This window comes from Moellerella wisconsensis ATCC 35017 (genome assembly GCF_001294465.1).
Lineage (GTDB): Bacteria > Pseudomonadota > Gammaproteobacteria > Enterobacterales > Enterobacteriaceae > Moellerella > Moellerella wisconsensis.
The window spans coordinates 101,847-128,616 of record NZ_LGAA01000003.1; the positions used below are offsets into that span (position 1 = coordinate 101,847).

Consider the following 26,770-nt stretch of genomic DNA (forward strand, 5'->3'; position numbering starts at 1 on the left):
CCCCTCATGGATACCGTATTTCTACGGTACCTGTAGCAGTAAATATGCCTTCAAATAAATCTATTGCTGGATCTCTGACAGGTACAGCTGAAAGAGGAACAATGGCCGAACTACCACTGGACATGATTATTGGTATATCATCATTATTCGGTGAGACAACTTGTCCTTGATGGTATAAACGGATCCCTAAACCTCGTAAGCTAGTTTGCACTGCATCATTATCAAATGGTGCATTCATACCGTCATAACCCATATAAAGTTGCACACTATTGCCAAGGTCATTACCACAAGTTACGGTTAAAGCAAAATCCTGCATATAATTGATGCCATCAATCTTGGTAATCCCCACTTCATCAAAATCGACGGTAATAGGATCGTTATCCCCTGTAATATCACAGGGTGGATTACCAATTAAATTGCCTCTAAAGTTCACTTGAGTTGACGCGTAGGTGGAAGAAATTCCAGTACTCATGAGCAATAGTAGGACAACAACACAATAACTTGGCCTATTGAATATTTGAAATTTCATTATTCATACTCCACTGTGAGTAATGCCGAGGCCGAAAACTCACCATCATCGATTCCCTCGGAGCCTCTCGTAACAGGTACCACAGTCAGTGTAGGTTCATTTCCGTAAGTGAAATTAATCCAATCATTAAATGCAAAAGCATTACCATTTTGTTTAACTCGTAGCCCTAAATTAGGCTCACTAGTACGTAATAAATCAGCATCAAAATTTGCGCCCGAATTATTTTCAAAACGTAACTTGAGTGGGGTACTGTTAGTCGCATCATCACAATTTAAAGTATAATCAATAGGTTGCTCATAGGCTGAACCATCAATATTCTTGATGATCATATCACCAAAATCTACTTCAATCGTTTTGTTATCATTTATATCACAGGTTTTTAGCTCAATGCGTACCTTAACGGTAAAACCTAATTGATCTGAACCTGCCATGCTACTTACAGGGCCTCCTATAGCACCGAGCAGTATTAACCATCCGCTACAGACCCATCGTTTTATTGGCTTTTTCCCTTTCATGACCACGATCCTTTATTCATAATACATTTCAAAGGAAATAAGAGCAGAATATGCACCCGGCTGCATCTGTAAAGCTGTACGTACCGGTGATACATAGTAGGTCAGGGTTGATTGACCAGACGGCAACAGTTCTGGGTTACTATTTTCATTCAATGGCAATGTTTGCCCAGCAGTATCACTTAGTACTAAACCCATTCCTTGAATACCCATTACTTTGGCAAAATCAGGCATCCATGGCACGGTTGGCGCGATAAAACGAATTTTGACCGCTGGTTGTGTGCTACTCCATGCGGTTTGCCCAGTACGTGTATTTTGCAATGCGGTGGATACTTCAATACAGTCTTGTAATTCAAGGTGAAAAGCAGTTGGACGTCCTCTATCTCCAATCTTCTTCAACTCAGCCGTTTCTGTATTCCCTAGTTCGACGGCTTGATAAGCAGAGGTCATGGCTAAACGACAAGGACTTTCTGTCAATGAACCGGAAACATATAAGGCTCCATTAGCACCATCAACCTGCCAGTTATCAACCGGACGATATAAACGTGAGTTGTTATCTTCTGCCTGACTGCCCCATGAACAGACAAGTACGCTGCCAAATAGCACAGAGGTGACAGCATGATGTAATAATTTGTGTGTCATCGGTTATTCCTTATCGTCATGATGCAGACAAAACAAATGTGATGGTCTACGGCGTAGCGGGCTTATCGTTTGGAACCACGTGACATTGGTTACCTTGGCACTGGAAAGTTAAGGTTGGGCGTCCACCATAATCATTGATATAAGTCATCACCGGATGCTGGCCTAATGTATTTGCATTCACCCCTAATGTACTTTCACCAAACGGTGCCAACATTACCGGTTTAAATGTTTTTTTATCTTTACTATCCAACGCCTTGGTATTTTCTGCCACATTAATCAACGTGACATAATAAGGGGTTGGGTTTTTCACCAGCGCTGTATCACCTTGTTTTTGTAATATTAATTTTTCTTGCCATGGGGTACCCATTTTTGCGGGTACAATCGCTTTCGGGCGATAAAACATTTTCACTCGTGTTTGTAGGGCAATTTGCAATGTATTCGGTTTGTCACTTTTTGGCGGTATTTCACGCAAATTAAAGTAAAACAGGGTTTCGCGATCTTGTGGCAATGTGCTAATCGCAGGCAGCGCTTCTATTTTTATTTGGCTCGCTTTTCCCGGCTCGACACGCTGAACAGGCGGTAACACCACCAATGGCGAGGTGATTTTTTTGCCTTCTGCATCGTCAATCCACGCCTGCGCTAAATACGGCAATTGTTTATTATTATTGGAAATATTCAGTGACATTGATTTTTGGTCACCGTTAAAAATTACCCGTGTACGATCTAGGCCGATAGCGGCTTGCGCGATATGACTCACTAACATCGTACCGATTAAACCTGCCACTAGTGAGGTATATTTATTTAATTTCATGCTGTTATAACCTTTTTAATTTCATATCGATAACATCAATACGTCACCGAAAAATGGAACCATACGGTGCTAGCTTGTTTTAACGCTGTGCAAGCTGCTCTGTTATCTCTTTAGCTAACGGAGTACACATTAACAATAGTGATGAATTACTGACATCGATATTTTCAGGGAAGGACACTTGGCATCCTTCATCTTCACCCCATTGTATTTTCATTTGTGAATTAGGCTCAATACCACTGATATACGCACTGCCACTATCTCCTACTATGCCGGTGCTTTGACCTTTCGCATTGAGAATTTGAGCTCCAAACGGTGGGTAGCTACCATCCGATAAACGTAGCACTGTCATGGCTTTTTGGCCTGAAACTACTTTAAACTCGCGATATCCTACCGCCCCTTCGGTTAAGGTTACTTGGACCACCGATTGTTGAGCATCTACGTCATCTGGCAGAGCATTTAAATCAATTTGTGCTTTACTACGGTAATAACTGTTTACATCACCAACGATGGCTTTACCAAAATGATTAGTCGTGATTGGCGCGCCAAAACCTTTCACTGGCACATTAGCGACCCCATCAGTGTCTACCATTAAGCGTGTACCACCTGGCATACTCATGCGATGTATTCCCGCACCTTTAGCCGTTAGTGTAATACCACCCATTGCAGATAACCCAAATGCGGTATATTGATTATTGGCATAACTCGCATTACCCGATACACGGGCAGTATCTCCTTGATGAGTTAGGTATGCGGTTCCACTCGCACCTTTACGGTTTGAGCCTACCCCTAATTGATAATTAGTTCGTTCATCAATACGGTCATGGTAGGTCACACGATTTACCGTATCGTAGCGACTGCTGTTTAAGGAATAGCCCATATTGGCACCATTACTCAGCGGGAACGACGTTGATAAATAAATACTGTCATCCGTTACCCCGTTATACATACTGCGGTTTGCCGATAAGTTGACACTGATATTTCTAATTGCTCCAACATCAAAGTATTTGGATAACGTAAGGCTATAATAGTTATTATCTGATCTGTCCCAATAGGTTTGGTGGTTATAATTCAAATACATGGACATACCGACATCACGGAAATTTTTATTCAATGAGATGGTATACAGTTCCTTACTGCCCCCGTAACGAATACCCGTTTCCGTCGCCTGCAAGAAATCTGACATACTCATAAAGTTACGCTCCGAGAAACGATAACCCGCAAATTGAATTTGGCTGTCAATAGCGTCAAAACGTTTTGCATAACTTACCCGATAAGAGCCACCATTAATGGTATTTTCACCGGCTAAACGCGCAAAAGATTGAGTAATATCAAACGATAAGGCACCAAAAGCCAGTAAGTCACGGCCGAGACCGGCTGAAATAGCTTGATAATCTTTACTGCCAATCAATCCACTGAATAGGGACCAACCATTATTTATACCCCAAGACAATTCTCCCGTGACAAAGTTATCACCTTGTTTATTACGATTTACATCATTAGGTTGACCTAATGCCAACTTATATTGGATTTGTCCTGGGCGTGTTAAGTAAGGTAGATTTGCTGTATCAAGCTGATATTCTTGAACCGTCCCGTCTTGTTCTTGCACTTTGACGTCTAAAGTACCACTTATCGCATCACTTAAGTTTTGAATACGAAAAGGTCCTGGTGCTACTTGTTCGGTATAAATTACTCGCCCTTGTTGACTAATGGTAACGGTCGCGTTCGATTGTGCGATACCCGTCACTTCGGGTGCATAGCCTCTTAAATTTGGTGGTAACATATTTAAATCTGAGCGTAAGCTCGCACCAATAAATCGAAATGAGTCAAACATATTGGAATTGAGGTAATCCTCACCCAAAATTAACTTGGCACCAATGGCGGGTAAAGCGCGAAATGCGTAAAAACGATTCCATTGAAAATCACGATTTACCGTTTTATCTGAACCCGTTGCATGATTTAAGCGCCCTTGCCAATCTGCACGAAAACGCCATGCCCCTAAGTTAACGCCGGCTACCCCATTACCGTTTAAGGTATAAGTATTGTGACCTTTATTATGTGGACGATAAGTATTACCGTTAATATTATAATCCAATATAATTGCCGAAATACCTTCATCCCAACGCGATGGAGGATCCCAATTAGGGGAAACATATTCCATATAAGCCTGTGGAATACTCACGTATAATGATGAGGTTGATAAATCACCACGGACTTGAAGGCCAGGAAGACTGTTGAAATTGGCACATTGTCCATCATGCCACCATGTCAATTTGTCCAAGCTATCTGGGGTAAGCCCTAATTGACGTGTAATGTCGGGAGATAAACAAGGTACACTGCCTTGCGGATCATTTTCAGGAGCATAAAACGGAACTTTAACTTCCGGCAGGGCATCATCATTTACTTTTAATACCAAGCTATAAGTTCCCGGCATCATATAACCTGCTCGGGAGAAGTGATCAAGGTTAATATTTTTTTTGTCTTCTACATCCAAGACATCAGTATTGAACTGGATTACATCTGATGACATCGATGCAAATGCCTTTCCACTATCATCTAAGGCAAACGCAATGGACAGCGATAGCAGTGCAAGGCGAAAATAAGTAGCCTTTGATAAAGACATAAAAAATATCCCTCGAGAACAGTCACAATAAAAAGAAGTACAAATAAAATCGATGTCAGAGGCTAGTAATAATCGACTTTAAAGCGGATCAAACTTTGGTAAGATCCAGCTCTTAGTGGCCGAGAGTCGGAGACCAATCGTAATTGATAAGCTAACCGCATAGTAGGAGGCACTATATCTTGTTCAGCAGATGCTTCACCCGGCATCACTTGACGTAATTGTGCGTCTTGCATTAATAATCCCACGCCACGTGCTTCGCCGAAGACTTGGAATAATCCATTATCTGCGGGGCCATCAAATGTCATACGTAATGCACGCCATGTTTGGGATGGATCACTGTGTTTGACCAAATCACAATTTATCAACTGAATTTCAAAATCTTGCTTTGGACCTTGCCCTTCTTGGCGGATAGTACCGATAGGCAACACTCCCATATCAATAATCTGATCACGAGATTCCATGGCAATTGTGCAGGCTGCATCGGTGATTTCACCGTTCATGGTCACCGTACCTGCACCTTGTCCAACTGCATGCACTAAAGGTGAGGTAAAACTTGTTGCGAGGAGTAATAGACTCCCTACGAATACTGCTTGACGCCCCATGGTTTTACCCTCCTTTGAATAGCACAAGATTTTTTCTATTACTCGTACTGCATCGTGAAGTTAGCTAATGCGGTAAATTCGCCAGGAACGATAGTTTGCTTGTCACCTTGCAGATAAGCAGAGAACATCAGACTATTGTCACCATCTTGTAGGGCAATTTTGCCTGCACCCGCAGAACCATCAAGCGTTACAGGTTTACCATCTAGGCCTGTGATGATCACTCCTGCACCTGACGCTGTTCCTTGGATTGCCAATGAATTAGCTAGGTTAGGATTAACACCGCCAGTAAAAGTTACATCTGCGATAGCCTTAATGCTTGTATCACAATCGACCAGCTCAATAGTAAATGGTACTGGGCGAGAGGCGCCACCAGCTGCTAATTGAGCAGATGCGACTTGGCCTAAATTTACAGTTTGGTCTGTAGATTCTGGTGAAATACCACATGCTGCTTCGATGATTGAACCGTAGAAAGTTACAGTACCTTGACCTGCACTGACTGGCGCTGCCATTGCAGATGCACTCATTGCGCCAGAAATTAAAACTGCTAAAATAACTTTTTTCATATTTGCCTCAATATAGAAAATTTAAATAAATGATATATACGTAATCACACACAACATCGCGATAAAATAATAAATTAAAACCACTAATTTAATACGGTTTTCATTCCATTAGTTAAAATAAAAAAAACGATCAATTAATAAAATCGTTTTTTTTATTAAAATACATTTATTATTAAATTGTATAAATATTAAAAATAATGAATGATATTTTTATATATTTTTAAAAAATTACTTTTTAAGAGCATTGAGGTATTATAAAAGAATTACCTAATGGATCTACTAAAGAACTTAATCCTTAAATAAAAATAGCTACACCTATTCGATATATTACACGTTATAATGCGAGATTTGTTATTAAAACCTCACTAATTAATTTACCCGTGTTTTTCAGTTAATCCTAAAAATTTCGGGTTAAATAAATTTGACGCGTTGTTGATGTAAACGAGTATAAAGTCTATAAAAATAAAATCAAACTTCAAAAAACCTATAAATTCAGCAATTAATGTGAATTTCACACATTATAATTGTAATTTAAATATAAAAAAAACAGATAAAACAAGTCACTACCCAATCAATCTAATTGAAATAATCTTATAAGGATGGATAATTAAACTAAAAAAATCTTTTTGTGATTATAAGATAGAAGTAAAATACTTAAATTTACAAATATGCATACATTCAGAATTAATTACTGAAAAAATTTATCAATTTTATTTATTTCATTATATCTTCATTAAAAATCATTTGTTTTCAATTAGTTATTAATTATAAGTTTAATCTTTTTTTGTTACAATTTTCTTACTTTAGTATTATTCTAAATAACAAATCAAATTATGAGATTCTTTTTTGTATCTCGTAATAATAGAAACTATCCGTTTTAATTTTTAATCTATTATTATTTATACGAGCAACTTATTTAAAATAGTTATACTTTAATAAAGCTTCGCTCTTTAACTGACTAGTTATAAACTTGGTAGATATCTTTAAGATAGAAAAAATAGCAAAAAGAGACTAGTCATTTCTTATTAGTGGATATCAATCACGAGCAACTTTCTCGAATGTATTAAATTCCTTTTACTGCTTTTCTTTAAATCTTTGCATTTTTCGCTGGGATCAAAACCATTAGCAATTAACTTTTTGGCGGTATCTCTTTTTTCTCTGGCTTCTGCAAGCAAGATGTCAGGATAAACACCCAGAGCTAACATTTTTTGCTTATCGCCAAAGGGATACTGTAAACGCCAATATTTTGAGCCGTTGGGGTGAATATGAAGAAACAAGCCATCACCATCTGTCAGTATATAAGCTTTTTCGTCTGGTTTAGCTGCACGAACTTTCATATCGGAGAATGCCATATTCTTTATCCTCTCACCTTTGAGCAAGCATATACTCTAAATAATTCGGATTACATGTAGGCGGCAAGTGAAGATAGCCGAGGAGCATAGATAACTATGTGACTCGGATAGCTGAGCGAAGCCAACACCCATGTAATTCGAAGTATGACGAGTATACAAACTATTATCGAATCGAGAGATACCAACAGTAGATACTTAATATGGGTTGAATTCAGTATGCTGAGGAAGAATGAATAATTAGCGGCAACAAAATAACTTGAGGATTTTCAGGCATAAAAAAAGACGCGTTAGCGTCTTATTTTTACTTCTAAGTGGTGCCGAAGGCCGGACTCGAACCGGCACACCCGAAAGCGGTTGATTTTGAATCAACTGCGTCTACCAATTCCGCCACTCCGGCACAGAAGTGATGTTCTCTTTGGAAAACGTGGTCATTATACTTGGGTTTGACGGCTGAGCAAGATTTATTATGTGGTTTTAGACTGTTCGCTTAAAAAATCCGCAGTGAAGCGCGGGTAACTGTGGGATCTGTTCTCTTTTTTAGTAATAAATCGCTTTTTATCTATGCTATCTTGCAGTTAAGTTAAATGCCGTGGTTTTATAGCGCTTTATTGCGTGGTTATTGGTAGTGGTTATTCATCCTGGCTAATTGCGCTAATTATTTGCATTGGCTATTTGCGCTAGTGATTGGTAATAGCTATTGAGCATGGTTACTCGTAATAATGATGAGTGATAGAGCTAGGAGCTTAGGCTAAATTTTGCTAGCTTATAGGCAAACTTTCGGGAAAATTAAAGGTTATTGTATGGGCTTTGTAAGCTGGGTAGTGGTTGGTGTGTGTATTGGCGTAGCCGTCGGTGCGTTAATCAAAATTTTCGGCAATAAGAACAGTAATAAGAAATAAGGTAAGCTCGAATGAGCGGGTTTCATAACTATGACGCGGTTGATTGATTAACATGCACAAATCATTACTAAAAATAGTCGCTGTTTCAGCATTGGCTCTGGCGTTAACGGCGTGTTCAACGCCGACAAAGAAGACAACGAAATTTTTGCATTCGGAGCCGCAAGTTTCGACTGATTGGCAAATCTTTGAGGGTGATCGTCGAACCTATGAGCGGATCAATAAAATTGTCGATCTCTATGCTAATCGTATCTTTAATGAGAGTAATGCGCGAGGTATGGCGATTGTAGTTATCGATAATAATCAAACGTTGACGCGTTACTATGGGGAAACCGCGCCGGGAAATCATCAAAAGCCGGGCCCAGATTCACTGATCCGTATCGCGTCAGTCAGTAAACTAATGACCAGTGAAATTTTAATTAAGTTGGAGCAAGATAAAAAGTTACTGATTACTGATCCGTTGCAAAAATACAGTTATTACGGGGTTAATGTGCCGAATAATGGCTCAGCTAATCCGATCCGTCTGTTCCATTTAGCCAGTCATACCAGTGGATTACCGCGTGAACAACCGGGAGGCAAATGGGGACGTCCAGTATTTATTTGGCCAACTCAAGATAATCGCTGGAATTGGTTAAAAACCGGTAAGTTGGATGCCACGCCGGGGACAGTCGCTTCGTATTCTAATCTGGCCTACGATTTATTGGCGGATGCGTTAGTTAAGGCGTCAGGTAAGCCTTATCCACAATTGTTTAAGCAGTATGTGACTGCTCCGGCCAAAATGTACAACACTACTTATACGCCAAATGCGACACAATGTGCGCGCTTAATGGTGGGCTATAAGCCCAGCCCTTGCCATAATACGCTAGCAGCAGCAGGCAGTGGTGGGGTGTATTCGACCCCGGCAGATATGCAGAAGTGGATGCAGGAGTTTCTTTCGACAGATAAGCAGTTGCGCAAACGTACCGCCACACGTGAACAGGCAATCTATTTTAAACGCCAGCAGCTAAATGAGATCAAAGGGATGGACGTCGCCGGTCTGGCCGATGGTCTGGGATTAGGTTGGGTGTATATGCAGCCGAGCAATGGAAGGCCGGGGATTTACCAAAAAACTGGCGGCGGCGGTGGATTTAATTCGTATATGGCGATGATCCCCCAGCAAAATATTGCGGTGTTTGTGGTGATGACTCGGAAAGAAAATAGTAAGTTCAGTAAGTTGACCGTGGGTGTGAATGAGTTAGTCGCGGCTCTTTCAACCAATCATGCGTATGGAAAACATTGAAAGCGTACCACCGACGCTTGGCAAGCACTGGTGAGTTACTCTGCAACGATGGAAATCGCCGCATCTCGGGTGCTTAATCTGCTGATACTGTAGTCGTGCTTTACGCTATGCCCTCCGGCATTAGCACAAGCATTAGTAGCGATAAAAAACAGCACGCTATTTTCTGATGTTGTATCTCCGGTCGTGAATAATAGCGTGAAATTTATAACTGTATAGGGTCATTGCAGATAGCGGCTTTTTTATAACTTGATGTTTTTTATGATGCCGCTACCGACTCGCCATAATAAGCGTTGATCTCGCTGGCTATGGCTGAGTCGGATTTATTGGCGCTATGACTAGATACCACCCGAATCGGATTATTTTCGTTTAACCAGTAATACAATACTGACAATCAAGAACAGTAAGCTTGGCAACAAGGCGGCCAAAATTGGCGGCACCGAATAGACCAAGCTTAAGCGGCCAAATCCTTCGTCTAGCAAATAGAATAAAAATCCGCCGGAGATGCCAAACACTACGCGAACGCCCATCGGTACGCTGCGTAACGGGCCGAAAATAAAGGATACCGCCATCAGCATCATCACAGCGGCGGATAACGGCGACAGCAGTTTTTTCCACAAGCTAAGCTGATAAACCGCAGCCACCTGCCCACTCTCTTTTAAGTAGCTGATATATTGGTATAAACCACGAATCGATAATGAACTTGCCTCGAGTGACACTATGCCGAGCTTTTCAGGAGTCAGATTAGTTTTCCAATCCATTGATAACCGTTGTGAACCCGTAATTTTTTTCTCGTTACCTAAGATAGATTCATCAACCTGAGACAATTCCCAAGTTTTAGACTCGGGATTATAGATTCCTGAGGAGGCGAACAAAACCGATTGCAGTTGATGCTGCGGGGTAAATTTATAGATAGAAATTTCTTTAATCGATTGTTCGTTATCAATACGTTGGATATGAATAAAGTCGTCGCCGTCTTTGGCCCACATTCCACGATCGGTGGCAACTAATGAGCTGCCAACAATTTTTTCAGCACGATAATTTCTAGCCCATTGTTCACCGGCGGGAGCTATCCATTCACCGATAAACATCGCCACAATCACCAATGGGATAGCGGTTTTCATTACCGACAGTGCGATTTGTAAGCGAGTAAAGCCAGAGGCTTGCATCACGACTAATTCGCTGCGGGAGGCTAACCCGCCCAGCCCGAGCAAGGCACCGAGTAACGCTGCCATCGGAAAGAAAATATCGATATCTTTTGGTACGGTGAGCAAGGTAAATACGCCAGCACTGAGCGCGGTATAATCGCCGTCGCCAACTTTACGCAACTGTTCGACAAACTTGATGATGCCTGAAAGCGAAACCAGCATAAACAGGGTCATTAAAATCGAGTTGAGGATAGTGCGCCCAATATATCGGTCTAATACTCCAAACATTAGGCGACTCCTTGACTAAATTTGGCTCTAAGTTGACGCATAGGTAAGGTATTCCAAGCATTTAAGACAATGGCTAATCCTAGATAACCGAAGTTTACCAGCCACATAGCAATTTTGGGGTCGACTTCGCCTTTTTCTGCGCTATTTCTTAAGGTGCTTTGCAGTAAGAAGAAAATCAAATACAGCAGCATGGCAGGCAACATGCTTAATACACGCCCTTGACGAGGATTAACTTCGCTGAGCGGAACCACCAAAATAGCCATGATAAGCACTGAGAAAACAATAGTTAAGCGCCAATGGAATTCAGCGTTTGATTCAGGATCGTTGTCTTTCCACAGTTGGTACATGTTTTTCTGTTCAACTTTATCGTTGCGGACTTCGGATTCTTGGTGGTCGATAACCGCCTGATAGTTATTGAAATCAGTGATCCGGAAATCGCGCAGTAATGCAGTTCCTTCGTAGCGGGTGCCTTTATCCAGCACTACAATCTGTTCACCTTTGGCGTTTTCTCTTAGATATCCAGTATCCGCCACCACCACAGAGGGACGCTGTTCATTGGCGGGGCGCAGCTGGGCCATAAAGATATTGCTAAATTGGTGCCCTTTGACATCGCCGATGTACAACACAATATTGCGGTCTTTGGTGGTTTTAAATTGCCCTTCGACCATAGCGGCGAGCCCAGGGTTGGCTTTAGCATCGGCCAATACTTGTTCTTGGTATTGAGATGACCAAGGTAGCATCCACGCAATATTAATCACTGCCAATGTCGCGGTAAAGAAGGCCAATACCAGCGCCGCTTTTACTAGCACGCTTTTGCCCAAACCGCAGGCGTGCATAACCGTGATTTCACTTTCAGTGTATAATCGGCTGTAAGTCATCAGCAGCCCGAGAAAAAGGCTGAGAGGCAAAATAAGCTGAGCCATTTCTGGCACGCCAAGCCCAAGCAAGGGTAAGACTAAGTTGGATGGAATATTCCCTTGGACAGCTGCACCAAGGACATCAATTGATTTTTGACTAAAAAAGATCAGCATCAATACAAAAAGTATCGCAAACTGGCTCTTTAGTGTCTCACGTACCAAATATCTAATAATAATCACGCTTATTACGCCTGTGAAAACTTGTCTTTTTGGTGGAAAATGGCTAACTTCGTCCTATATCTACCATTTATTAACATATGCTTGGTTTCCTTATCGACTAGAATGATATAAAAGCATTACTTATACTGGTTTCCCAATCAGAACATGCTTAATTCATTAATGGAATATTAGCAAACCATTCGCTTAGCTTAGCATAAAGAGTTTATTCTCTATGAGGTAGATTATGCGGAATGCTAATTTTAGCGAGAGCATCGGTCTTTGTCTTTAAGATTCAGGAGAACGCATGGAGTTTAGTGTAAAAAGTGGTAGCCCGGAAAAGCAGCGCAGCGCATGTATTGTTGTGGGTGTATTTGAACCTCGCCGCCTGTCCCCAATTGCAGAGCAACTGGACAAAATTAGTGATGGTTATATCAGCGCCCTGCTACGCCGCGGTGAGCTAGAAGGTAAAGTAGGGCAATCCTTACTGCTTCATCACGTTCCTAATATCTTGTCAGAGCGTATATTACTCATCGGCTGCGGTAAAGAGCGCGAGCTGGATGAACGTCAATATAAGCAAATTATTCAAAAAACAATTAGTACCTTGAATGAAACTGGCTCAATGGAAGCTGTGTGCTTCTTAACCGAACTGCATGTTAAAGGTCGTAATAATTATTGGAAAGTTCGTCAAGCGGTAGAAACAGCGAAAGAGTCGTTGTACGTTTTTGATCAACTGAAGAGTAATAAAACGGAACATCGTCGTCCGCTGCGTAAATTAGTGTTTAATGTGCCAACCCGCCGTGAATTGACCAGCGGTGAACGTGCTATTCAGCACGGTTTAGCCATTGCAACCGGTATTAAGGTGGCGAAAGATTTAGGTAACATGCCGCCAAATATCTGTAATCCGGGCTATTTAGCCTCGCAAGCGCGCCAACTGGCAGATCATGCGAGCAACTCGTTGCTAACAACTCGAGTTATCGGTGAGCAACAAATGAAAGAGCTGGGCATGAATGCTTATCTGGCGGTGGGTCAGGGTTCACAAAATGAATCGCTGATGTCCGTCATGGAATACAAAGGGAATCCTGATCCTGACGCTCGTCCTATTGTGTTGGTGGGGAAAGGCTTAACGTTTGATTCCGGCGGTATTTCAATCAAACCTGCGGACAGCATGGATGAGATGAAATATGACATGTGTGGTGCGGCGACAGTTTATGGGGTAATGCGTTTTGTTACCGAACTAAAACTGCCAATTAATGTGGTCGGGGTGCTGGCGGGCTGTGAAAACATGCCGGGAGGACGCGCTTATCGTCCGGGTGACGTGTTAACCACCATGTCGGGGCAGACGGTAGAAGTATTGAATACTGATGCTGAAGGTCGTTTGGTGCTGTGTGATGCATTAACTTATGTTGAGCGCTTTGAGCCGGAGCTGGTGATTGATGTCGCTACTTTGACCGGTGCTTGCGTGATTGCGTTGGGCAGCCACTTTACCGGTTTAATGTCGAACCATAACCCGTTAGCGCATGAGCTGTTGAACGCGTCCGAGCAAGCGGGTGACCGAGCATGGCGTCTGCCGTTAGCCGATGAGTTTTATGATCAAATCAGTTCTAACTTTGCTGATTTAGCGAATACTGGCGGTCGTCCGGGTGGCGCGATCACCGCAGGCTGTTTCTTGGCACGTTTTGCGACCCGTTATAACTGGGCTCATTTAGATATCGCCGGTACGGCATGGCGTTCAGGTAAAGCTAAGGGCGCCACTGGCCGTCCAGTCGCTATGTTATCGCAGTTCTTATTAAACCGTGCCGGGCTAGGCACCGACGAGTAAGTGGCTTTCAACGCATAAACGGACGAGTCGATAGTCTTGCAGATAGTCGAGTGGCTTGTTATGCCGGCTGAGCATTGCGGGTTTAGCCTTGCGAATTTAGCACGTATAGCCGGGTAAGCTGAGTCAATATGACGCAGATTACTCGGCTAATCCCTAAAGAGGTCATCGAAAAGATGTCATCTTAGGCTGATTCCGCTAAAATACGGTTATCATCGCTTTCAGGGTATTGCTGACCGCAATGCCCTTTTTCCGTGACTGAGATACTATTTTCTGTAACTGAGATATTATGAAAAATGCCATCTTCTATTTATTAGAACAGCCCTCTTTGCAAGAGGGACTGGAAGCCCATGAATGGCTAGCCTGTCAGCTGGCTGCGGCTAAATGGCGTGCAGGAAAGCGAGTATTAATCGCCTGTGAGACAGCAGAGCAAGCGGAAAAACTGGATGAGGCGCTTTGGCAAAGAGAGCCGCATCAGTTTGTCCCTCATAATCTGGCGGGTGAAGGCCCGCGTTACGGCGCACCGGTGGAGCTGTGCTGGCCACAAAAGCGCGGTAATGCCTCCCGTGATGTACTGATCAACTTGCAGACTCCCTTTGCAGACTTTGCAACGGCTTTTCATGAAGTGATAGACTTTGTTCCTATCGATGAAACTTTAAAACAGTTGGCGCGTGAGCGGTATAAAATTTACCGCAGCGTCGGCTTTAATTTGACCATGGCGGCGCCGCCAACTTACTGAATAAAGATATAAAATGGAAAAAAAACCTGATAATCAGATCGTCGAGCCTTCGCTCGATAAAACTTATAATCCAGCGGAAATAGAACAGTCGCTGTATAGCCACTGGGAAAAAAGCGGTTATTTTAAGCCCAACGGTGATACTAGCCGTGACAGCTTTTGTATCGTGATCCCGCCACCGAATGTGACCGGTAGCCTGCACATGGGCCATGCGTTCCAGCAGACTATCATGGACACCATGATCCGTTATCAGCGTATGCAGGGTAAAAATACCTTATGGCAAAGCGGTACGGATCACGCGGGTATCGCCACTCAAATGGTGGTTGAGCGTAAAATCGCTGCGGAAGAAAACAAAACACGCCATGATTATGGCCGTGATGCATTTATCGATAAAATCTGGCAGTGGAAAGCTGAATCTGGTGGGACAATTTCGCAACAAATGCGTCGTCTCGGGGATTCTGTCGATTGGGATCGCGAACGCTTTACCATGGATGAAGGTTTATCCAAAGCGGTTAAAGAAGCCTTTGTGCGTCTGTATAAAGAAGATTTAATTTATCGTGGTAAACGTCTGGTTAACTGGGATCCTAAATTGCACACCGCGATTTCTGATCTTGAAGTTGAAAACCGCGATGTTAAAGGTTCTATCTGGCACTTACGTTATCCATTAGCCGATGGCGCAAAAACCGCCGAAGGGCTGGATTATTTAGTGGTGGCAACTACCCGTCCAGAAACCATGTTAGGAGATACCGGTGTTGCAGTTAACCCGGAAGATCCGCGCTATAAAGATTTAATTGGTAAAGAAATTATTCTGCCAATTATCCAGCGCCGCATTCCTATCATTGCCGATGAGCATGCCGACATGGAAAAAGGCACCGGTTGTGTGAAAATCACCCCGGCCCATGACTTTAATGACTATGAAGTCGGTAAACGCCATCGCTTGCCTATGATCAATATTTTGGATTTTGACGGTAATATCCGTACAGAAGCCGAAATTTTTGATACTAACGGTGAAGCGACGACTGTTTATAGCACTGAAATCCCTCAAGCTTATCAAGGCATGGAACGTTTTGCCGCCCGTAAAGCGGTTGTCGCAGAGTTTGATGCGTTAGGTCTGTTAGAAGAGATCAAACCGCATGATCTGACTATTCCTTATGGCGACCGTGGCGGCGTAGTGATCGAGCCGATGCTGACTGACCAATGGTATGTTCGCACTGCGCCGCTGGCGAAAGATGCGATTAAAGCCGTGGAAGATGGGCGTATTCAGTTTGCCCCTAAACAGTATGAAAACATGTATTTCTCATGGATGCGTGATATTCAAGACTGGTGTATTTCTCGTCAATTATGGTGGGGCCATCGTATTCCTGCCTGGTATGACGATAATGGCAATGTGTATGTTGGCCGAGATGAAGCTGAAGTTCGTCGTGAAAATAATCTCAGTGACGAGATAAGCTTACGCCAAGACGATGATGTGCTGGATACCTGGTTCTCTTCCGGCCTGTGGACCTTCTCAACTTTAGGTTGGCCAGACAATACTGAAGCACTAAAAACCTTCCATCCAACGGATGTGTTGGTCAGTGGCTTCGATATTATTTTCTTCTGGATAGCCCGCATGATCATGCTGACCATGCACTTCATCAAAGATGAAGATGGACAGCCGCAAGTTCCCTTTAAAACAGTGTATATGACCGGGTTGATCCGTGATGATGAAGGCCAGAAAATGTCTAAATCTAAGGGTAACGTGATTGACCCGTTAGATATGATTGATGGTATTTCGTTAGAAAAACTGTTGGAAAAACGCACCGGCAATATGATGCAGCCGCAATTGGCAGAGAAAATTGCTAAACGTACGGCCAAAGAGTATCCAGAAGGGATCGAAGCCCATGGTACCGATGCATTGCGCTTTACTTTAGCCGCGTTAGCCTCAACGGGTCGTGATATCAACTGGGATATGAAACGTCTTTCAGGTTACCGTAACTTCTGTAATAAGTTATGGAATGCTAGCCGTTTCGTGTTGATGAATACTGAAAATCAGGATTGCGGTCAACAAGGCGGCGAGATGAGTTTCTCATTAGCTGATCGCTGGATCATGGCTGAATTCAACCAAACGGTGAAAGATTATCGTGAGGCGTTAGATACCTATCGCTTTGATATCGCTGCCGGTATTTTGTATGAATTCACTTGGAACCAATTCTGTGACTGGTATTTAGAGCTGTCTAAACCGGCAGTACACAAAGGCAATGAAGCTCAAGTCCGTGCGGCTCGCTTTACATTGATCGAAGTATTGGAAGGCTTGCTGCGTTTAGCGCACCCAATCATTCCATTTATTACCGAAACTATTTGGCAGCGGGTCAAAGTTGTGAAAGGTATTGCAGCCGATACCATCATGTTGCAGCCTTTCCCTGAGTTCGATAGCCAAAAAGCGGATCAACTGGCGCTGAACGATCTGGAATGGATTAAAGAAGCGATTATTGCAGTACGTAATATTCGTGCTGAAATGAATATTTCCCCGGGTAAACCTTTAGAAGTGATGCTGCGTGGCGCCTCTGCGGATGCACAACGTCGGGTTGAAGAGAACCAGAACTTTATTAAAGCCATGGCGCGTTTATCGTCAGTCTCTATTCTGGCTGCCGGTGAAACCGCGCCTATTTCGGTGACTAAATTGATCAATGGGGCAGAAATTTTGATCCCAATGGCCGGTTTAGTTGATAAAGAAGCCGAGCTGGCGCGTTTGGATAAAGAGCTGGAAAAAGTAGAAAAAGAGATCGTTTCTATCGAAGCTAAGCTGGCGAATGAGGGCTTTGTTAGCCGTGCGCCTGCTGCAGTTGTCGAGAAAGAACGTGCTCGTTTAGATGATAACTATCAAGCAAAAGAGAAATTAGTGGCGCAGAAGCAAACTATCGCTTCGCTCTAATTTTTAAAATATTTAGCCTTAGTAAGCTAAGCTTAGTAGATAAGCAGACAAGTAGATAAGGAACGTTTAAGCGCACTCTATCTATCCAATCAGCCCGTTTAGCCGTCGATGATTGACGCTAGACGGGCTTTTTTCGCTTTGAATCTAATTAAATTATCATCGCAGCTACAAAACTGGTAAAAAATCGGCTAATTTAATCCTAAGTTAGGCTGCCAAGCTAATCCGATAAGCCAAGCAGACAAACTATTTCACCAGAATAGGTTCGATAGCCTATTTAGTATCAATAAAATATAATAATAGATAGAGCATAAAATCATGCCAACTCATAACATCACATTAAGTCATAACAGCACATCAACTAACAACAACTCCCCCTGCCCCGATTATCATCTCCGCCTAATCCAACCGGCAGATAACCCCGCGATTGCTCGAGTGATCCGCGCAGTTTCAGCTGAACATGGGCTGACTGCCGACAAAGGTTTTGCTGTCGCCGACCCGATCCTCGACAGCTTATATAGCGTGTATAGCCAACCGCGCAGCGCCTATTGGGTGGTCGAAGTCGCGGGCGAGATTGTCGGTGGCGGCGGGATTTCTCCATTAGCGGGGGGCGATAAATATACCTGTGAATTACAAAAAATATATTTATCGTCGGTATTAAGAGGCCAAGGCGTCGCCAAAAAAATTGTGCTGATGTCGCTTGAGTTCGCTCGCCAACAAGGATATAAGCGTTGCTATTTAGAGACCACAGCGCAACTACAAGCAGCGATTAAGCTGTATGAAAAACTCGGTTTTGAAACCATTGATGCGCCATTAGGCAATACCGGGCACGGGGATTGTGAAATCAGAATGCTAAAAACTTGGTAGCAGGAGCTTGGCTAAATAATTTGGCGTGAAAACCAGAATAGCCGAGGCAATGGCTATTCTGGTCATTAACCGGCGACTCAATTAATGAATGCTGGTCTGCGGTGCTTCATCAGGCTGTTGATCATCTTCTTCGTCATCATATTCGGCGTCAGGATCTTCAAAATAGGTTCCCCAACCGTCGTAGTTAACTGACATTTTTTCAGCTAATGCCATTAATTGGCTGACTTGTGCGTCAATCAGTTCGGCATTTAATGCGCATTCGCTGATCACGTCGCAACACATTAATTTGCTGCCGTCTTCAACTTCAAGCTCTTCCGCATCAGACACTTCGTAGCCCAGTTTAAAGGCTTCGACCGCTGCTTTTTCTAATAATTCAAAATTGTCCGCAGAGAAATGATGCTCTATAGCGTACAGTGCATCAGGATCGCTACCATCTTCGAGTAATTCTTCGATAATTAGACGTGTTTCTTCGTATTGAGCATCGAACTCAGCTTTATCAACCATGTTACATCCCTCAGATTTATCAATCGCGTTGCCGCATTCTCCCACAGCCATGCAGGTAGAACCATAGCTATGATTAACAATTTATTTGACTAATAGGTTGATTTTGAATTTTTATGCAGATAAATTAAATATTAAATCAAATTTTAAATAAAATAAAACCTGGGGTATCTTATGAATCCTTTCTATCAAAGGCACTTTTTACGCTTGTTAGATTTCACACCGAGTGAGCTGCAATTGCTGCTTAAACTCGCCGCTTGGCTAAAAGCAGAAAAAAAAGCCGGCACAGAAAAACCTTTGCTAACCGGCAAAAATATTGCCTTAATTTTTGAGAAAGATTCAACCCGTACTCGCTGTGCGTTTGAAGTCGGGGCATTTGATCAAGGTGCACGAGTGACCTATCTCGGTTCGGCAGGCAGTCAAATTGGGCATAAAGAATCGATTAAAGATTCCGCCCGCGTGCTGGGCAGAATGTATGACGGTATTCAGTATCGAGGTTATGCACAATCCACCGTTGAAACGCTAGCAAAAACATCGGGCGTACCGGTATGGAATGGATTAACCGATGAGTTCCATCCCACACAGTTATTGGCTGATCTACTCACTATTCAAGAGCATCAACCGCACAAAGCGTTATCCGAGATTAAATTTGCTTATCTGGGGGATGCACGCAATAACATGGGGAATACGATGCTGGAAGCTGCCGCACTGACCGGCATGGAAGTGCGTCTAGTGGCACCAAAGTGCTGTTGGCCAGAGGAACAACTGGTCGCCGAATGTCGTGAGGCAGCTAAACATACCGGCGGTAATATTATTCTCACTGAGGATGTAGCCGAGGGGGTGAAAGGCGTCGATTTTCTGTATACCGATGTTTGGGTCTCGATGGGAGAGCCTAAAGAAGTGTGGGAGCAACGTGTTCCGCTGCTAAAACCGTATCAGGTGAATATGGAAGTGATTAAATTAACCGAGAATCCGGCAGTTAAGTTTTTGCATTGTTTGCCCGCATTCCATAATCAAGAAACCTTGGTAGGTGCCCAGCTGGCTGAGCAATTTGATTTATATGGCGGCGTAGAAGTTACCGAAGAAGTATTTGAATCGGCCTATAGCATTGTATTTGATGAAGCTGAAAACCGTTTACATACCATCAAAGCGGTGATGGTCGCCAGCCTAGCGGCTGAACTGCCGATTTAATCAATCTACTGTTTATCCTGTGCAGCTTGTCGTTTGTAGCTTGGTCAGTGAGTTTACCGATAAATTTGCTCGCAAAGCTGCGTATTTGGCGATGAGCTCATTTGTCATTTGTCGATAGATATCAGCTAAGCTAAATATTAGGGGCCAGCGACTAAATACTAAGTGCTAAAAGTCAGCAATTATTTTCGCTGTTCGGCATAAGCAAACGCTTGCTCTGATATTAGACAGGCGTATAATGCCCCACAATTTGGCGGGAGAAAACATGATATTTGCACTGAGTAAACAATTTGCAAACTTGATTTCTGCGCTACCGTTTGGTAGCTCAGAGCCTCTGTTTTTTCTCGTATTTCTATTTAAAAGCCCCTCAATGAGGGGCTTTTTTTTGGCTCTTCACCGCCTACCCCATTCTTATCTATCGGAGAACAACGATGCCAAATCCTTTATATCAGCGTGATATCATCTCAATTAACGATCTCGACCGTAAAGATCTCGAACGGGTTTTAGAGGTTGCGGCCTCTTTAAAGCAGCATCCGCAGCCTGAGTTACTCAAATATAAAGTGATCGCCAGTTGTTTTTTTGAGGCCTCAACGCGAACCCGACTGTCTTTTGAGACCTCCATTCACCGTTTAGGTGCCTCGGTAGTTGGTTTTTCTGATAGCAACAATACCTCGCTAGGCAAAAAAGGTGAGACGCTGGCAGATACCATTTCGGTGATCAGTCAGTATGTGGATGCGATAGTTATGCGTCACCCTCAAGAAGGCGCCGCACGCTTAGCCAGTCAGTTCTCTGGCAATATTCCGATTATTAATGCCGGTGATGGCTCAAATCAGCACCCTTCTCAGACACTGCTGGATTTATTTACGATTAAAGAAACCCAAGGCCGACTAGACAACTTGCAAATCGCGATGGTCGGTGATTTAAAATATGGCCGTACGGTACACTCTTTAACCCAAGCATTGTCTAAATTTAGCGGTAATCATTTCTATTTTATCGCTCCTGAAGCTTTGGCGATGCCGGATCATATTCTGCGTATTCTGGACGAAACGGGCGCGACCTATAGCCTGCATAATAATATTGATCAGGTATTACCGGAGCTGGATATTCTGTATATGACTCGAGTTCAAAAAGAGCGCCTTGACCCGTCAGAATATGCCAATGTGAAAGCTCAATTTGTATTACGGGCGGCTGATCTCGACGTTGCTAAACCCAACCTAAAAGTTTTGCATCCCCTACCTCGCATCGATGAAATTGCAGTTGATGTAGATAGCACCCCATATGCCTACTATTTTCAACAAGCGGGTAATGGCATCTACGCCAGACAAGCCTTATTGGCATTAGTGTTAACTGAAGAAGTCACATTTTAAGGAGAACATCATGACACACGATCATAAATTACAAGTAGAAGCCATTAGTTGTGGAACCGTGATCGACCATATTCCAGCCATGGTGGGGTTTAAATTGCTCTCTTTATTTAAGCTGACTGAAACTGACCAACGCATCACTATTGGGCTTAATCTGCCATCGAATAATTTGGGCAAAAAAGATCTGATTAAAATTGAGAATACATTTTTAACCCCAGAACAAGCGAATCAATTGGCGATGTATGCGCCCAGTGCAACCGTGAATCGTATCGAGAATTACCAAGTGGTTGAAAAACTGGAGCTCAATTTACCAGAACAAATTGATGGCGTATTGGTGTGTCCAAACAGTAACTGTATTAGCCATAATGAGCCGGTATCAAGCCGCTTTAAGGTGAAAAAAATGGCTGATGAGGTGGTATTAACCTGCCAATTCTGTGAAAAAGAGTTTGATCGCCATGCGGTAATTAATCATCGTCCTTAAGCCATGCTCGGGGTGTTTTCAGTATATACTGTAGCGCAGTCTACTCAGAAATTGCGCTAAGATGGGTAGATAATTATTATTGGGTTTGTCCCTTCTATCGACGCAAAGGAGCCGTTATGTCATACGAAATTAGCACTGAAAATGCCCCAGCCGCGATTGGACCTTATGTTCAGGGTGTTGATCTTGGTAGCATGGTTATCACTTCAGGCCAGATCCCTGTTGATCCTAAAACCGGTGATGTACCTGAAGACATCGCTGCACAAACTCGTCAATCATTAGCGAATGTTAAAGCTATCTTGATTAAAGCGGGTTTGGATGTAGGGAATATTGTCAAAACTACAGTTTTTGTTAAAGATTTAAACGATTTTGCGGTGGTAAATGCCACTTATGAAGCGTTTTTCAAACAGCATGATGCCGCGTATCCGGCACGTTCTTGTGTGGAAGTGGCGCGTTTGCCGAAAGACGTAAAAATAGAAATCGAAGCCATCGCAATACGTTAATCATTTAGCGGCACGCAAGATTAATCGAATATAAAATAATCAAATATACAAATAAAGGCAGCGGCTAAAAAATAGCTACTGCCTTTTTTATTCTATCTGTCGTTTTTTAATCCGCGGGCCATTAATATTTCTCTTTCCCATATCTACATAGCTGATTAACGCTGGCCGTTTAATCATATCGCTCTTTTTTACAGTTAACTTATCGAGTTCACTGCTTACTAATATAGCCCGCGCATAGCACATATTAATCCGCCTCAAAATTGACTCTATTTGAGCCGGGATTCTATACGCATAATGCTAAAAAATTATTATTTTCTGTCGTTGTTTGATTCTTAGAACAATTATTTTTTTCTTTGTTTTAGATCAACTTTGCTGTAGCTAAATAAGAGAAAAATACCACATATTGTGTTTAAATACGCAAACAAAGCACAACATATAGTATTTATGCACAATTTTATCCACAGCATTGTTATCCGCCCCTTTATCTTTGTGGGGCATTATTATGCTGTGGATAACTATTCAAGGAGTCTTTACAGTGAAAACGGTTGTGATCAAAAGAGATGGTTGTCAGGTTTATTTCGATACACCTCGTATTCAAGAGGCCATCAAACGCGCGGCGATGGCTGCCAATATTGAGGATGACAGTTATTGCCTACAAGTGGCTAATTTGGTCGAGCAGCAACTGTGCAACCGTGATCAAGTTGATATCCGTGATATTCAAGATGCGGTCGAGAACCAATTAATGGCCGGCCCGTATAAAGATCTCGCCAGAACTTATATTGAGTATCGCCATGACCGCGATATTGAACGCGAAAAACGCAGTCAGTTAACCCATGAAATCCGTGGGTTAATTGAACAAAGTAATCTCTCTTTGCTCAATGAGAATGCCAATAAAGACAGCAAAGTGATCCCGACACAACGAGATTTATTAGCCGGAATTGTGGCTAAACACTATGCTAAACAGCATATTTTACCGCGTGATATTGTTCAAGCACATGAACGTGGTGAAATCCACTATCATGATCTCGATTATTCGCCATTTTTCCCCATGTTTAACTGTATGTTAATTGATTTAAAAGACATGTTGACCAATGGGTTCAAAATGGGAAATGCAGAAATAGAACAACCAAAATCTATTTCAACCGCAACGGCGGTAACTGCACAAATCATTGCTCAGGTGGCCAGCCATATTTACGGCGGTACGACCATTAATCGAATTGATGAAATCTTAGCTCCTTTTGTAACTGCTAGCTATAACAAGCACTTAGCCATTGCTCAGCAGTGGAATATTGCAGACTGTGCGGCATATGCACAATCGCGAACCGAAAAAGAGTGTTACGATGCTTTTCAGTCGTTAGAGTACGAAGTAAACACTTTGCATACCGCTAATGGACAAACTCCATTTGTCACCTTTGGCTTTGGTCTGGGTACCTCCAAAGAAGCCCGTATGATCCAGCAAGCTATTCTCAAAAATCGAATTGCCGGATTAGGCAAAAATAAAAAAACTGCGGTATTCCCGAAGTTAGTCTTTGCGATTAAACAAGGATTGAATCATCAGTATGGCGATCCGAATTATGATATCAAACAGTTAGCTTTAGAATGTGCCAGCAAGCGTATGTATCCGGACATTCTCAATTATGATCGCGTAGTCGATGTCACCGGATCGTTTAAAACTCCGATGGGCTGCCGCAGCTTCTTAGGCGTGTATGAAGAAAATGGTCAGCAAATTCATGATGGGCGTAATAATCTCGGGGTGATCAGCCTCAATCTGCCGCGCATTGCGATTGAAGCGCAAGGCAATGAAGAGGCCTTTTGGGCACTGTTAGATTCACGTTTAGCGCTGGCAAAAAAAGCCTTAATGACCCGTATTGCACGCTTAGAGCAAGTTAAAGCCCGCGTGGCACCGATTTTATATATGGAAGGCGCTTGTGGTGTACGCTTAAAAGCCGACGATAATATTGCCGAAATTTTTAAACATGGACGAGCGTCGATATCGTTGGGTTACATTGGATTACATGAAACGATTAATGCGCTATATGGCACCGAAACCCATGTTTATGATAGTGAAAAATTAAGAGCAAAAGCGCTCAAAATTGTGCAGCGTTTACGCCGTGCAACCGATGACTGGAAAGATGAAACCGGCTATGCCTTCAGCTTGTATAGCACGCCAAGTGAAAATTTATGCGACCGTTTTTGCCGCTTAGATACCGCTGAGTTTGGGATTATTCCAGGGGTTACAGACAAAGGTTACTATACCAATAGCTTCCATCTCGACGTTGAAAAACAGGTGAATCCGTATGACAAGCTTGATTTTGAATCCCCGTATCCGGCGGTCGCCAATGGGGGCTTTATCTGTTACGGCGAATACCCAAATTTACAACACAATTTAAAAGCTCTCGAAGACGTTTGGGATTATAGCTATCAGCATGTGCCTTATTATGGAACCAATACCCCAATTGATGAGTGTTATGAATGCGGCTATACCGGCGAATTCAATTGTACCAGTAAAGGATTTGCTTGCCCGCGTTGCGGTAATCACGACACCAATAAAGTTTCCGTTATTCGCCGAGTGTGTGGCTATTTAGGCAGTCCAGACGCCCGTCCTTTTAATGCGGGAAAACAAGAAGAAGTAAAACGCCGGATCAAGCATCTCAATAATGGACAGATAGGAAACAAATAGGCTAAATTTATGAATTATCATCAATATTATGCTATTGATGTGGTTAATGGCCCCGGCACACGCTGTACATTATTTGTCGCGGGCTGTATTCATCAATGCAGAGGTTGCTATAACCAAAGTACTTGGCGTCTCGATTCTGGGGTGCCGTTTACTCAAGAAATGGAAGATCGTATTATTGCCGATTTGCAAGATACCCGCATTAATAGACAAGGATTATCGCTCTCGGGTGGTGATCCACTGCATCCGGCCAATGTGCCAGCTATTCTGAAATTAGTACAGCGGGTACGCACCGAATGTCCACAAAAAGACATTTGGTTATGGACAGGATATAAACGCGAGGAATTAACCCCAGAACAGCAAAAGGTAGTACGCCTATTGGATGTGCTGGTGGACGGTAAATTTGAGCAATCGCTGTATGACCCCGGCTTAATTTGGCGCGGCAGCAGTAATCAAGTGATCCACAAACTACGTTAGTCCTCACGCTGCCAATACAATTTACTGCCGAATCCAAGGGTATTATTGACCATTTTTATCTCTTGGAGATAGATTTTCCAAATCGGCGTTTTAGCCGCTAACGCGACAGGAAAACGCCGACAATATTTATGCCGCGCTTCATCTGCATCACAAGCATACAGTGGTATTACCTGCCCGCGAAATTGAATACCTTGAATTTTACTGATCACTTTGGTTTGTGCCGATACCGTGCCGGCAATGGCCGGATTTTTTTGCATCAGTTGGCCGTGCCGAGAATCACCTTCGGTCATAAAAATCAATGACATTTCTTGTTTATCAAATACATAGAAGCAAGTGGCTGGCCAATAATCATCGGTATGAAAGGTAAAAATCGAAAAGACATGTTGGCGGGATAAATAACGCTGAATAGCGTTTAAAGCGGTTGGTGTTTTCATCATAGTGGCAAATAAACTTAAACGGTTCAGAACACGCCAGCAGAGCCTATACATTTATGCATACTTTACTGCATGGCGTGCTTCAGCGGTTCTGAACTCAGTAGAATGGGTTTACCACACTATAGGTTATTTATAAATTTGAGCAATACCGTTCATTTGGTTTTCACCGCTTGCTGCTACAACGCGGAAAGAAGTTGCGCCAGCTTCATCAGCTTTTTTGGCTAATTGTGCGGTCAGATCATCTAGAGTTGAAGCACCAGAGACAGACACTACACCGACAGGGGCTTGATTAGAATTTTGAACTTCTGTTGCTGCCATTGTACCAAATGAAAGGGTGGTTAATGCTAAAGTTGCAGCGATTAATGTTGTATTTTTCATTTTATGATCCTTGATTTTTTTTAGTGAAACATTCAGGGGTTGTAACCTTTCCCTGTGATATGGATCATATTATTCCTCTAATCTGATAATGAAAATTGGCTATTTTTGCTTTTCTATGTCAAAAAATT

The 26,770-nt window shown here is 42.7% G+C and carries 23 protein-coding genes, 1 tRNA gene and 1 pseudogene; 11 read left to right on the top strand and 14 right to left on the bottom strand.

What is annotated here, in order from left to right; genetic code table 11:
• Window positions 1-4: 4 nt before the first annotated feature.
• From M992_RS01455 to M992_RS01495, 9 genes and pseudogenes are all read right to left on the bottom strand, one after another.
• A complete protein-coding gene (locus M992_RS01455) occupies window positions 5-433 on the bottom strand; it encodes a fimbrial protein (protein ID WP_248842476.1) in 429 nt (142 codons plus the stop codon).
• A gap of 95 nt (window positions 434-528) precedes the next feature.
• Window positions 529-1,044 carry a fimbrial protein gene (locus M992_RS01460; protein ID WP_053907065.1) on the bottom strand — a complete coding sequence of 172 codons (516 nt, stop codon included), beginning with the start codon at window positions 1,042-1,044 and terminating at the stop codon, window positions 529-531.
• Between the two features lie 12 nt (window positions 1,045-1,056).
• The gene (locus M992_RS01465) at window positions 1,057-1,683 is read right to left on the bottom strand and encodes a fimbrial protein (RefSeq protein ID WP_053907066.1); all 627 of its coding nucleotides are present in this window, start codon (window positions 1,681-1,683) and stop codon (window positions 1,057-1,059) included.
• A gap of 46 nt (window positions 1,684-1,729) precedes the next feature.
• A complete protein-coding gene (locus M992_RS01470) occupies window positions 1,730-2,494 on the bottom strand; it encodes a fimbria/pilus periplasmic chaperone (RefSeq protein WP_053907067.1) in 765 nt (254 codons plus the stop codon).
• A 79-nt stretch (window positions 2,495-2,573) separates the two neighbouring features.
• A complete protein-coding gene (locus tag M992_RS01475) occupies window positions 2,574-5,114 on the bottom strand; it encodes an outer membrane usher protein (protein WP_053907068.1) in 2,541 nt (846 codons plus the stop codon).
• A 62-nt stretch (window positions 5,115-5,176) separates the two neighbouring features.
• A complete protein-coding gene (locus M992_RS01480) occupies window positions 5,177-5,716 on the bottom strand; it encodes a fimbrial protein (protein ID WP_053907069.1) in 540 nt (179 codons plus the stop codon).
• Between the two features lie 38 nt (window positions 5,717-5,754).
• A complete protein-coding gene (locus M992_RS01485; protein ID WP_053907070.1) occupies window positions 5,755-6,279 on the bottom strand; it encodes a fimbrial protein in 525 nt (174 codons plus the stop codon).
• A gap of 1,038 nt (window positions 6,280-7,317) precedes the next feature.
• Window positions 7,318-7,631 (bottom strand): annotated as a pseudogene (locus M992_RS01490) (Arm DNA-binding domain-containing protein); the annotation flags it as partial.
• A 312-nt stretch (window positions 7,632-7,943) separates the two neighbouring features.
• Window positions 7,944-8,028 (bottom strand) — tRNA-Leu (locus M992_RS01495).
• A 554-nt stretch (window positions 8,029-8,582) separates the two neighbouring features.
• On the opposite strand from M992_RS01495, the gene ampH reads away from it, so the two are divergent.
• Complete coding sequence (gene ampH, locus M992_RS01500) at window positions 8,583-9,806, top strand: D-alanyl-D-alanine-carboxypeptidase/endopeptidase AmpH (RefSeq protein WP_053907072.1); 1,224 nt, start codon at window positions 8,583-8,585, stop codon at window positions 9,804-9,806.
• Between the two features lie 356 nt (window positions 9,807-10,162).
• On the opposite strand, the gene lptG is transcribed toward ampH, so the two are convergent.
• Window positions 10,163-11,239, bottom strand: coding sequence for an LPS export ABC transporter permease LptG (gene lptG / locus M992_RS01505; protein WP_053907073.1), 1,077 nt, complete (start codon window positions 11,237-11,239; stop codon window positions 10,163-10,165).
• Window positions 11,239-12,336 carry an LPS export ABC transporter permease LptF gene (gene lptF / locus M992_RS01510; protein ID WP_047257479.1) on the bottom strand — a complete coding sequence of 366 codons (1,098 nt, stop codon included), beginning with the start codon at window positions 12,334-12,336 and terminating at the stop codon, window positions 11,239-11,241. Before lptF ends, lptG begins: the two co-directional genes overlap by 1 nt.
• 283 nt (window positions 12,337-12,619) lie before the next feature.
• Here lptF and pepA point away from each other — a divergent pair, with 283 nt between their 5' ends.
• From pepA to M992_RS01530, 4 genes are all read left to right on the top strand, one after another.
• Complete coding sequence (gene pepA, locus M992_RS01515) at window positions 12,620-14,134, top strand: leucyl aminopeptidase (RefSeq protein ID WP_047257480.1); 1,515 nt, start codon at window positions 12,620-12,622, stop codon at window positions 14,132-14,134.
• A gap of 286 nt (window positions 14,135-14,420) precedes the next feature.
• The gene (locus M992_RS01520) at window positions 14,421-14,870 is read left to right on the top strand and encodes a DNA polymerase III subunit chi (RefSeq protein WP_047257481.1); all 450 of its coding nucleotides are present in this window, start codon (window positions 14,421-14,423) and stop codon (window positions 14,868-14,870) included.
• A 13-nt stretch (window positions 14,871-14,883) separates the two neighbouring features.
• The gene (locus M992_RS01525) at window positions 14,884-17,778 is read left to right on the top strand and encodes a valine--tRNA ligase (protein WP_053907074.1); all 2,895 of its coding nucleotides are present in this window, start codon (window positions 14,884-14,886) and stop codon (window positions 17,776-17,778) included.
• A 315-nt stretch (window positions 17,779-18,093) separates the two neighbouring features.
• Window positions 18,094-18,642 (top strand): GNAT family N-acetyltransferase, encoded by a 549-nt coding sequence (locus tag M992_RS01530; protein ID WP_053907075.1) that lies wholly within the window; start codon window positions 18,094-18,096, stop codon window positions 18,640-18,642.
• Between the two features lie 81 nt (window positions 18,643-18,723).
• Here the strand turns inward: M992_RS01530 and rraB are convergent, their stop codons facing one another.
• Complete coding sequence (gene rraB, locus M992_RS01535) at window positions 18,724-19,146, bottom strand: ribonuclease E inhibitor RraB (protein WP_053907167.1); 423 nt, start codon at window positions 19,144-19,146, stop codon at window positions 18,724-18,726.
• A 171-nt stretch (window positions 19,147-19,317) separates the two neighbouring features.
• On the opposite strand from rraB, the gene argF reads away from it, so the two are divergent.
• The 6 genes from argF (at window position 19,318) to nrdG (ending at window position 25,830) form a co-directional block, all read left to right on the top strand.
• Window positions 19,318-20,334 (top strand): ornithine carbamoyltransferase, encoded by a 1,017-nt coding sequence (gene argF, locus M992_RS01540; RefSeq protein ID WP_047257483.1) that lies wholly within the window; start codon window positions 19,318-19,320, stop codon window positions 20,332-20,334.
• Window positions 20,335-20,762: 428 nt separating this feature from the next.
• Window positions 20,763-21,698 carry an aspartate carbamoyltransferase gene (pyrB, locus tag M992_RS01545; protein WP_047257484.1) on the top strand — a complete coding sequence of 312 codons (936 nt, stop codon included), beginning with the start codon at window positions 20,763-20,765 and terminating at the stop codon, window positions 21,696-21,698.
• 10 nt (window positions 21,699-21,708) lie between these two features.
• Window positions 21,709-22,176: an aspartate carbamoyltransferase regulatory subunit gene (pyrI, locus tag M992_RS01550; protein WP_047257485.1), complete on the top strand. Its 468-nt coding sequence runs from the start codon at window positions 21,709-21,711 to the stop codon at window positions 22,174-22,176.
• 116 nt (window positions 22,177-22,292) lie between these two features.
• Complete coding sequence (ridA, locus tag M992_RS01555) at window positions 22,293-22,676, top strand: 2-iminobutanoate/2-iminopropanoate deaminase (RefSeq protein ID WP_053907076.1); 384 nt, start codon at window positions 22,293-22,295, stop codon at window positions 22,674-22,676.
• A 535-nt stretch (window positions 22,677-23,211) separates the two neighbouring features.
• Window positions 23,212-25,356: an anaerobic ribonucleoside-triphosphate reductase gene (nrdD, locus tag M992_RS01560; protein WP_053907077.1), complete on the top strand. Its 2,145-nt coding sequence runs from the start codon at window positions 23,212-23,214 to the stop codon at window positions 25,354-25,356.
• 9 nt (window positions 25,357-25,365) lie between these two features.
• Window positions 25,366-25,830, top strand: a complete 465-nt coding sequence (gene nrdG / locus M992_RS01565) for an anaerobic ribonucleoside-triphosphate reductase-activating protein (RefSeq protein ID WP_053907078.1) — start codon at window positions 25,366-25,368, stop codon at window positions 25,828-25,830.
• Here the strand turns inward: nrdG and M992_RS01570 are convergent.
• Both M992_RS01570 and bhsA read right to left on the bottom strand, forming a co-directional pair.
• Complete coding sequence (locus M992_RS01570; RefSeq protein ID WP_053907168.1) at window positions 25,827-26,264, bottom strand: YhbP family protein; 438 nt, start codon at window positions 26,262-26,264, stop codon at window positions 25,827-25,829. The two genes, nrdG and M992_RS01570, sit on opposite strands and share 4 nt — an antisense overlap.
• Window positions 26,265-26,390: 126 nt before the next feature.
• Window positions 26,391-26,642, bottom strand: a complete 252-nt coding sequence (bhsA, locus tag M992_RS01575; protein ID WP_047257489.1) for a multiple stress resistance protein BhsA — start codon at window positions 26,640-26,642, stop codon at window positions 26,391-26,393.
• Window positions 26,643-26,770 lie beyond the last annotated feature (128 nt).

Coding starts and splice junctions, on each gene's coding strand:
- M992_RS01460 (WP_053907065.1), bottom strand. CDS start 1,044: ATGAAAGGGAAAAAGCCAATAAAACGATGGGTCTGTAGCGGATGGTTA.
- M992_RS01465 (WP_053907066.1), bottom strand. CDS start 1,683: ATGACACACAAATTATTACATCATGCTGTCACCTCTGTGCTATTTGGC.
- M992_RS01470 (WP_053907067.1), bottom strand. CDS start 2,494: ATGAAATTAAATAAATATACCTCACTAGTGGCAGGTTTAATCGGTACG.
- M992_RS01475 (WP_053907068.1), bottom strand. CDS start 5,114: ATGTCTTTATCAAAGGCTACTTATTTTCGCCTTGCACTGCTATCGCTG.
- M992_RS01480 (WP_053907069.1), bottom strand. CDS start 5,716: ATGGGGCGTCAAGCAGTATTCGTAGGGAGTCTATTACTCCTCGCAACA.
- M992_RS01485 (WP_053907070.1), bottom strand. CDS start 6,279: ATGAAAAAAGTTATTTTAGCAGTTTTAATTTCTGGCGCAATGAGTGCA.
- ampH (WP_053907072.1), top strand. CDS start 8,583: ATGCACAAATCATTACTAAAAATAGTCGCTGTTTCAGCATTGGCTCTG.
- lptG (WP_053907073.1), bottom strand. CDS start 11,239: ATGTTTGGAGTATTAGACCGATATATTGGGCGCACTATCCTCAACTCG.
- pepA (WP_047257480.1), top strand. CDS start 12,620: ATGGAGTTTAGTGTAAAAAGTGGTAGCCCGGAAAAGCAGCGCAGCGCA.
- M992_RS01520 (WP_047257481.1), top strand. CDS start 14,421: ATGAAAAATGCCATCTTCTATTTATTAGAACAGCCCTCTTTGCAAGAG.
- M992_RS01525 (WP_053907074.1), top strand. CDS start 14,884: ATGGAAAAAAAACCTGATAATCAGATCGTCGAGCCTTCGCTCGATAAA.
- M992_RS01530 (WP_053907075.1), top strand. CDS start 18,094: ATGCCAACTCATAACATCACATTAAGTCATAACAGCACATCAACTAAC.
- rraB (WP_053907167.1), bottom strand. CDS start 19,146: ATGGTTGATAAAGCTGAGTTCGATGCTCAATACGAAGAAACACGTCTA.
- argF (WP_047257483.1), top strand. CDS start 19,318: ATGAATCCTTTCTATCAAAGGCACTTTTTACGCTTGTTAGATTTCACA.
- pyrB (WP_047257484.1), top strand. CDS start 20,763: ATGCCAAATCCTTTATATCAGCGTGATATCATCTCAATTAACGATCTC.
- pyrI (WP_047257485.1), top strand. CDS start 21,709: ATGACACACGATCATAAATTACAAGTAGAAGCCATTAGTTGTGGAACC.
- ridA (WP_053907076.1), top strand. CDS start 22,293: ATGTCATACGAAATTAGCACTGAAAATGCCCCAGCCGCGATTGGACCT.
- nrdG (WP_053907078.1), top strand. CDS start 25,366: ATGAATTATCATCAATATTATGCTATTGATGTGGTTAATGGCCCCGGC.
- M992_RS01570 (WP_053907168.1), bottom strand. CDS start 26,264: ATGAAAACACCAACCGCTTTAAACGCTATTCAGCGTTATTTATCCCGC.
- bhsA (WP_047257489.1), bottom strand. CDS start 26,642: ATGAAAAATACAACATTAATCGCTGCAACTTTAGCATTAACCACCCTT.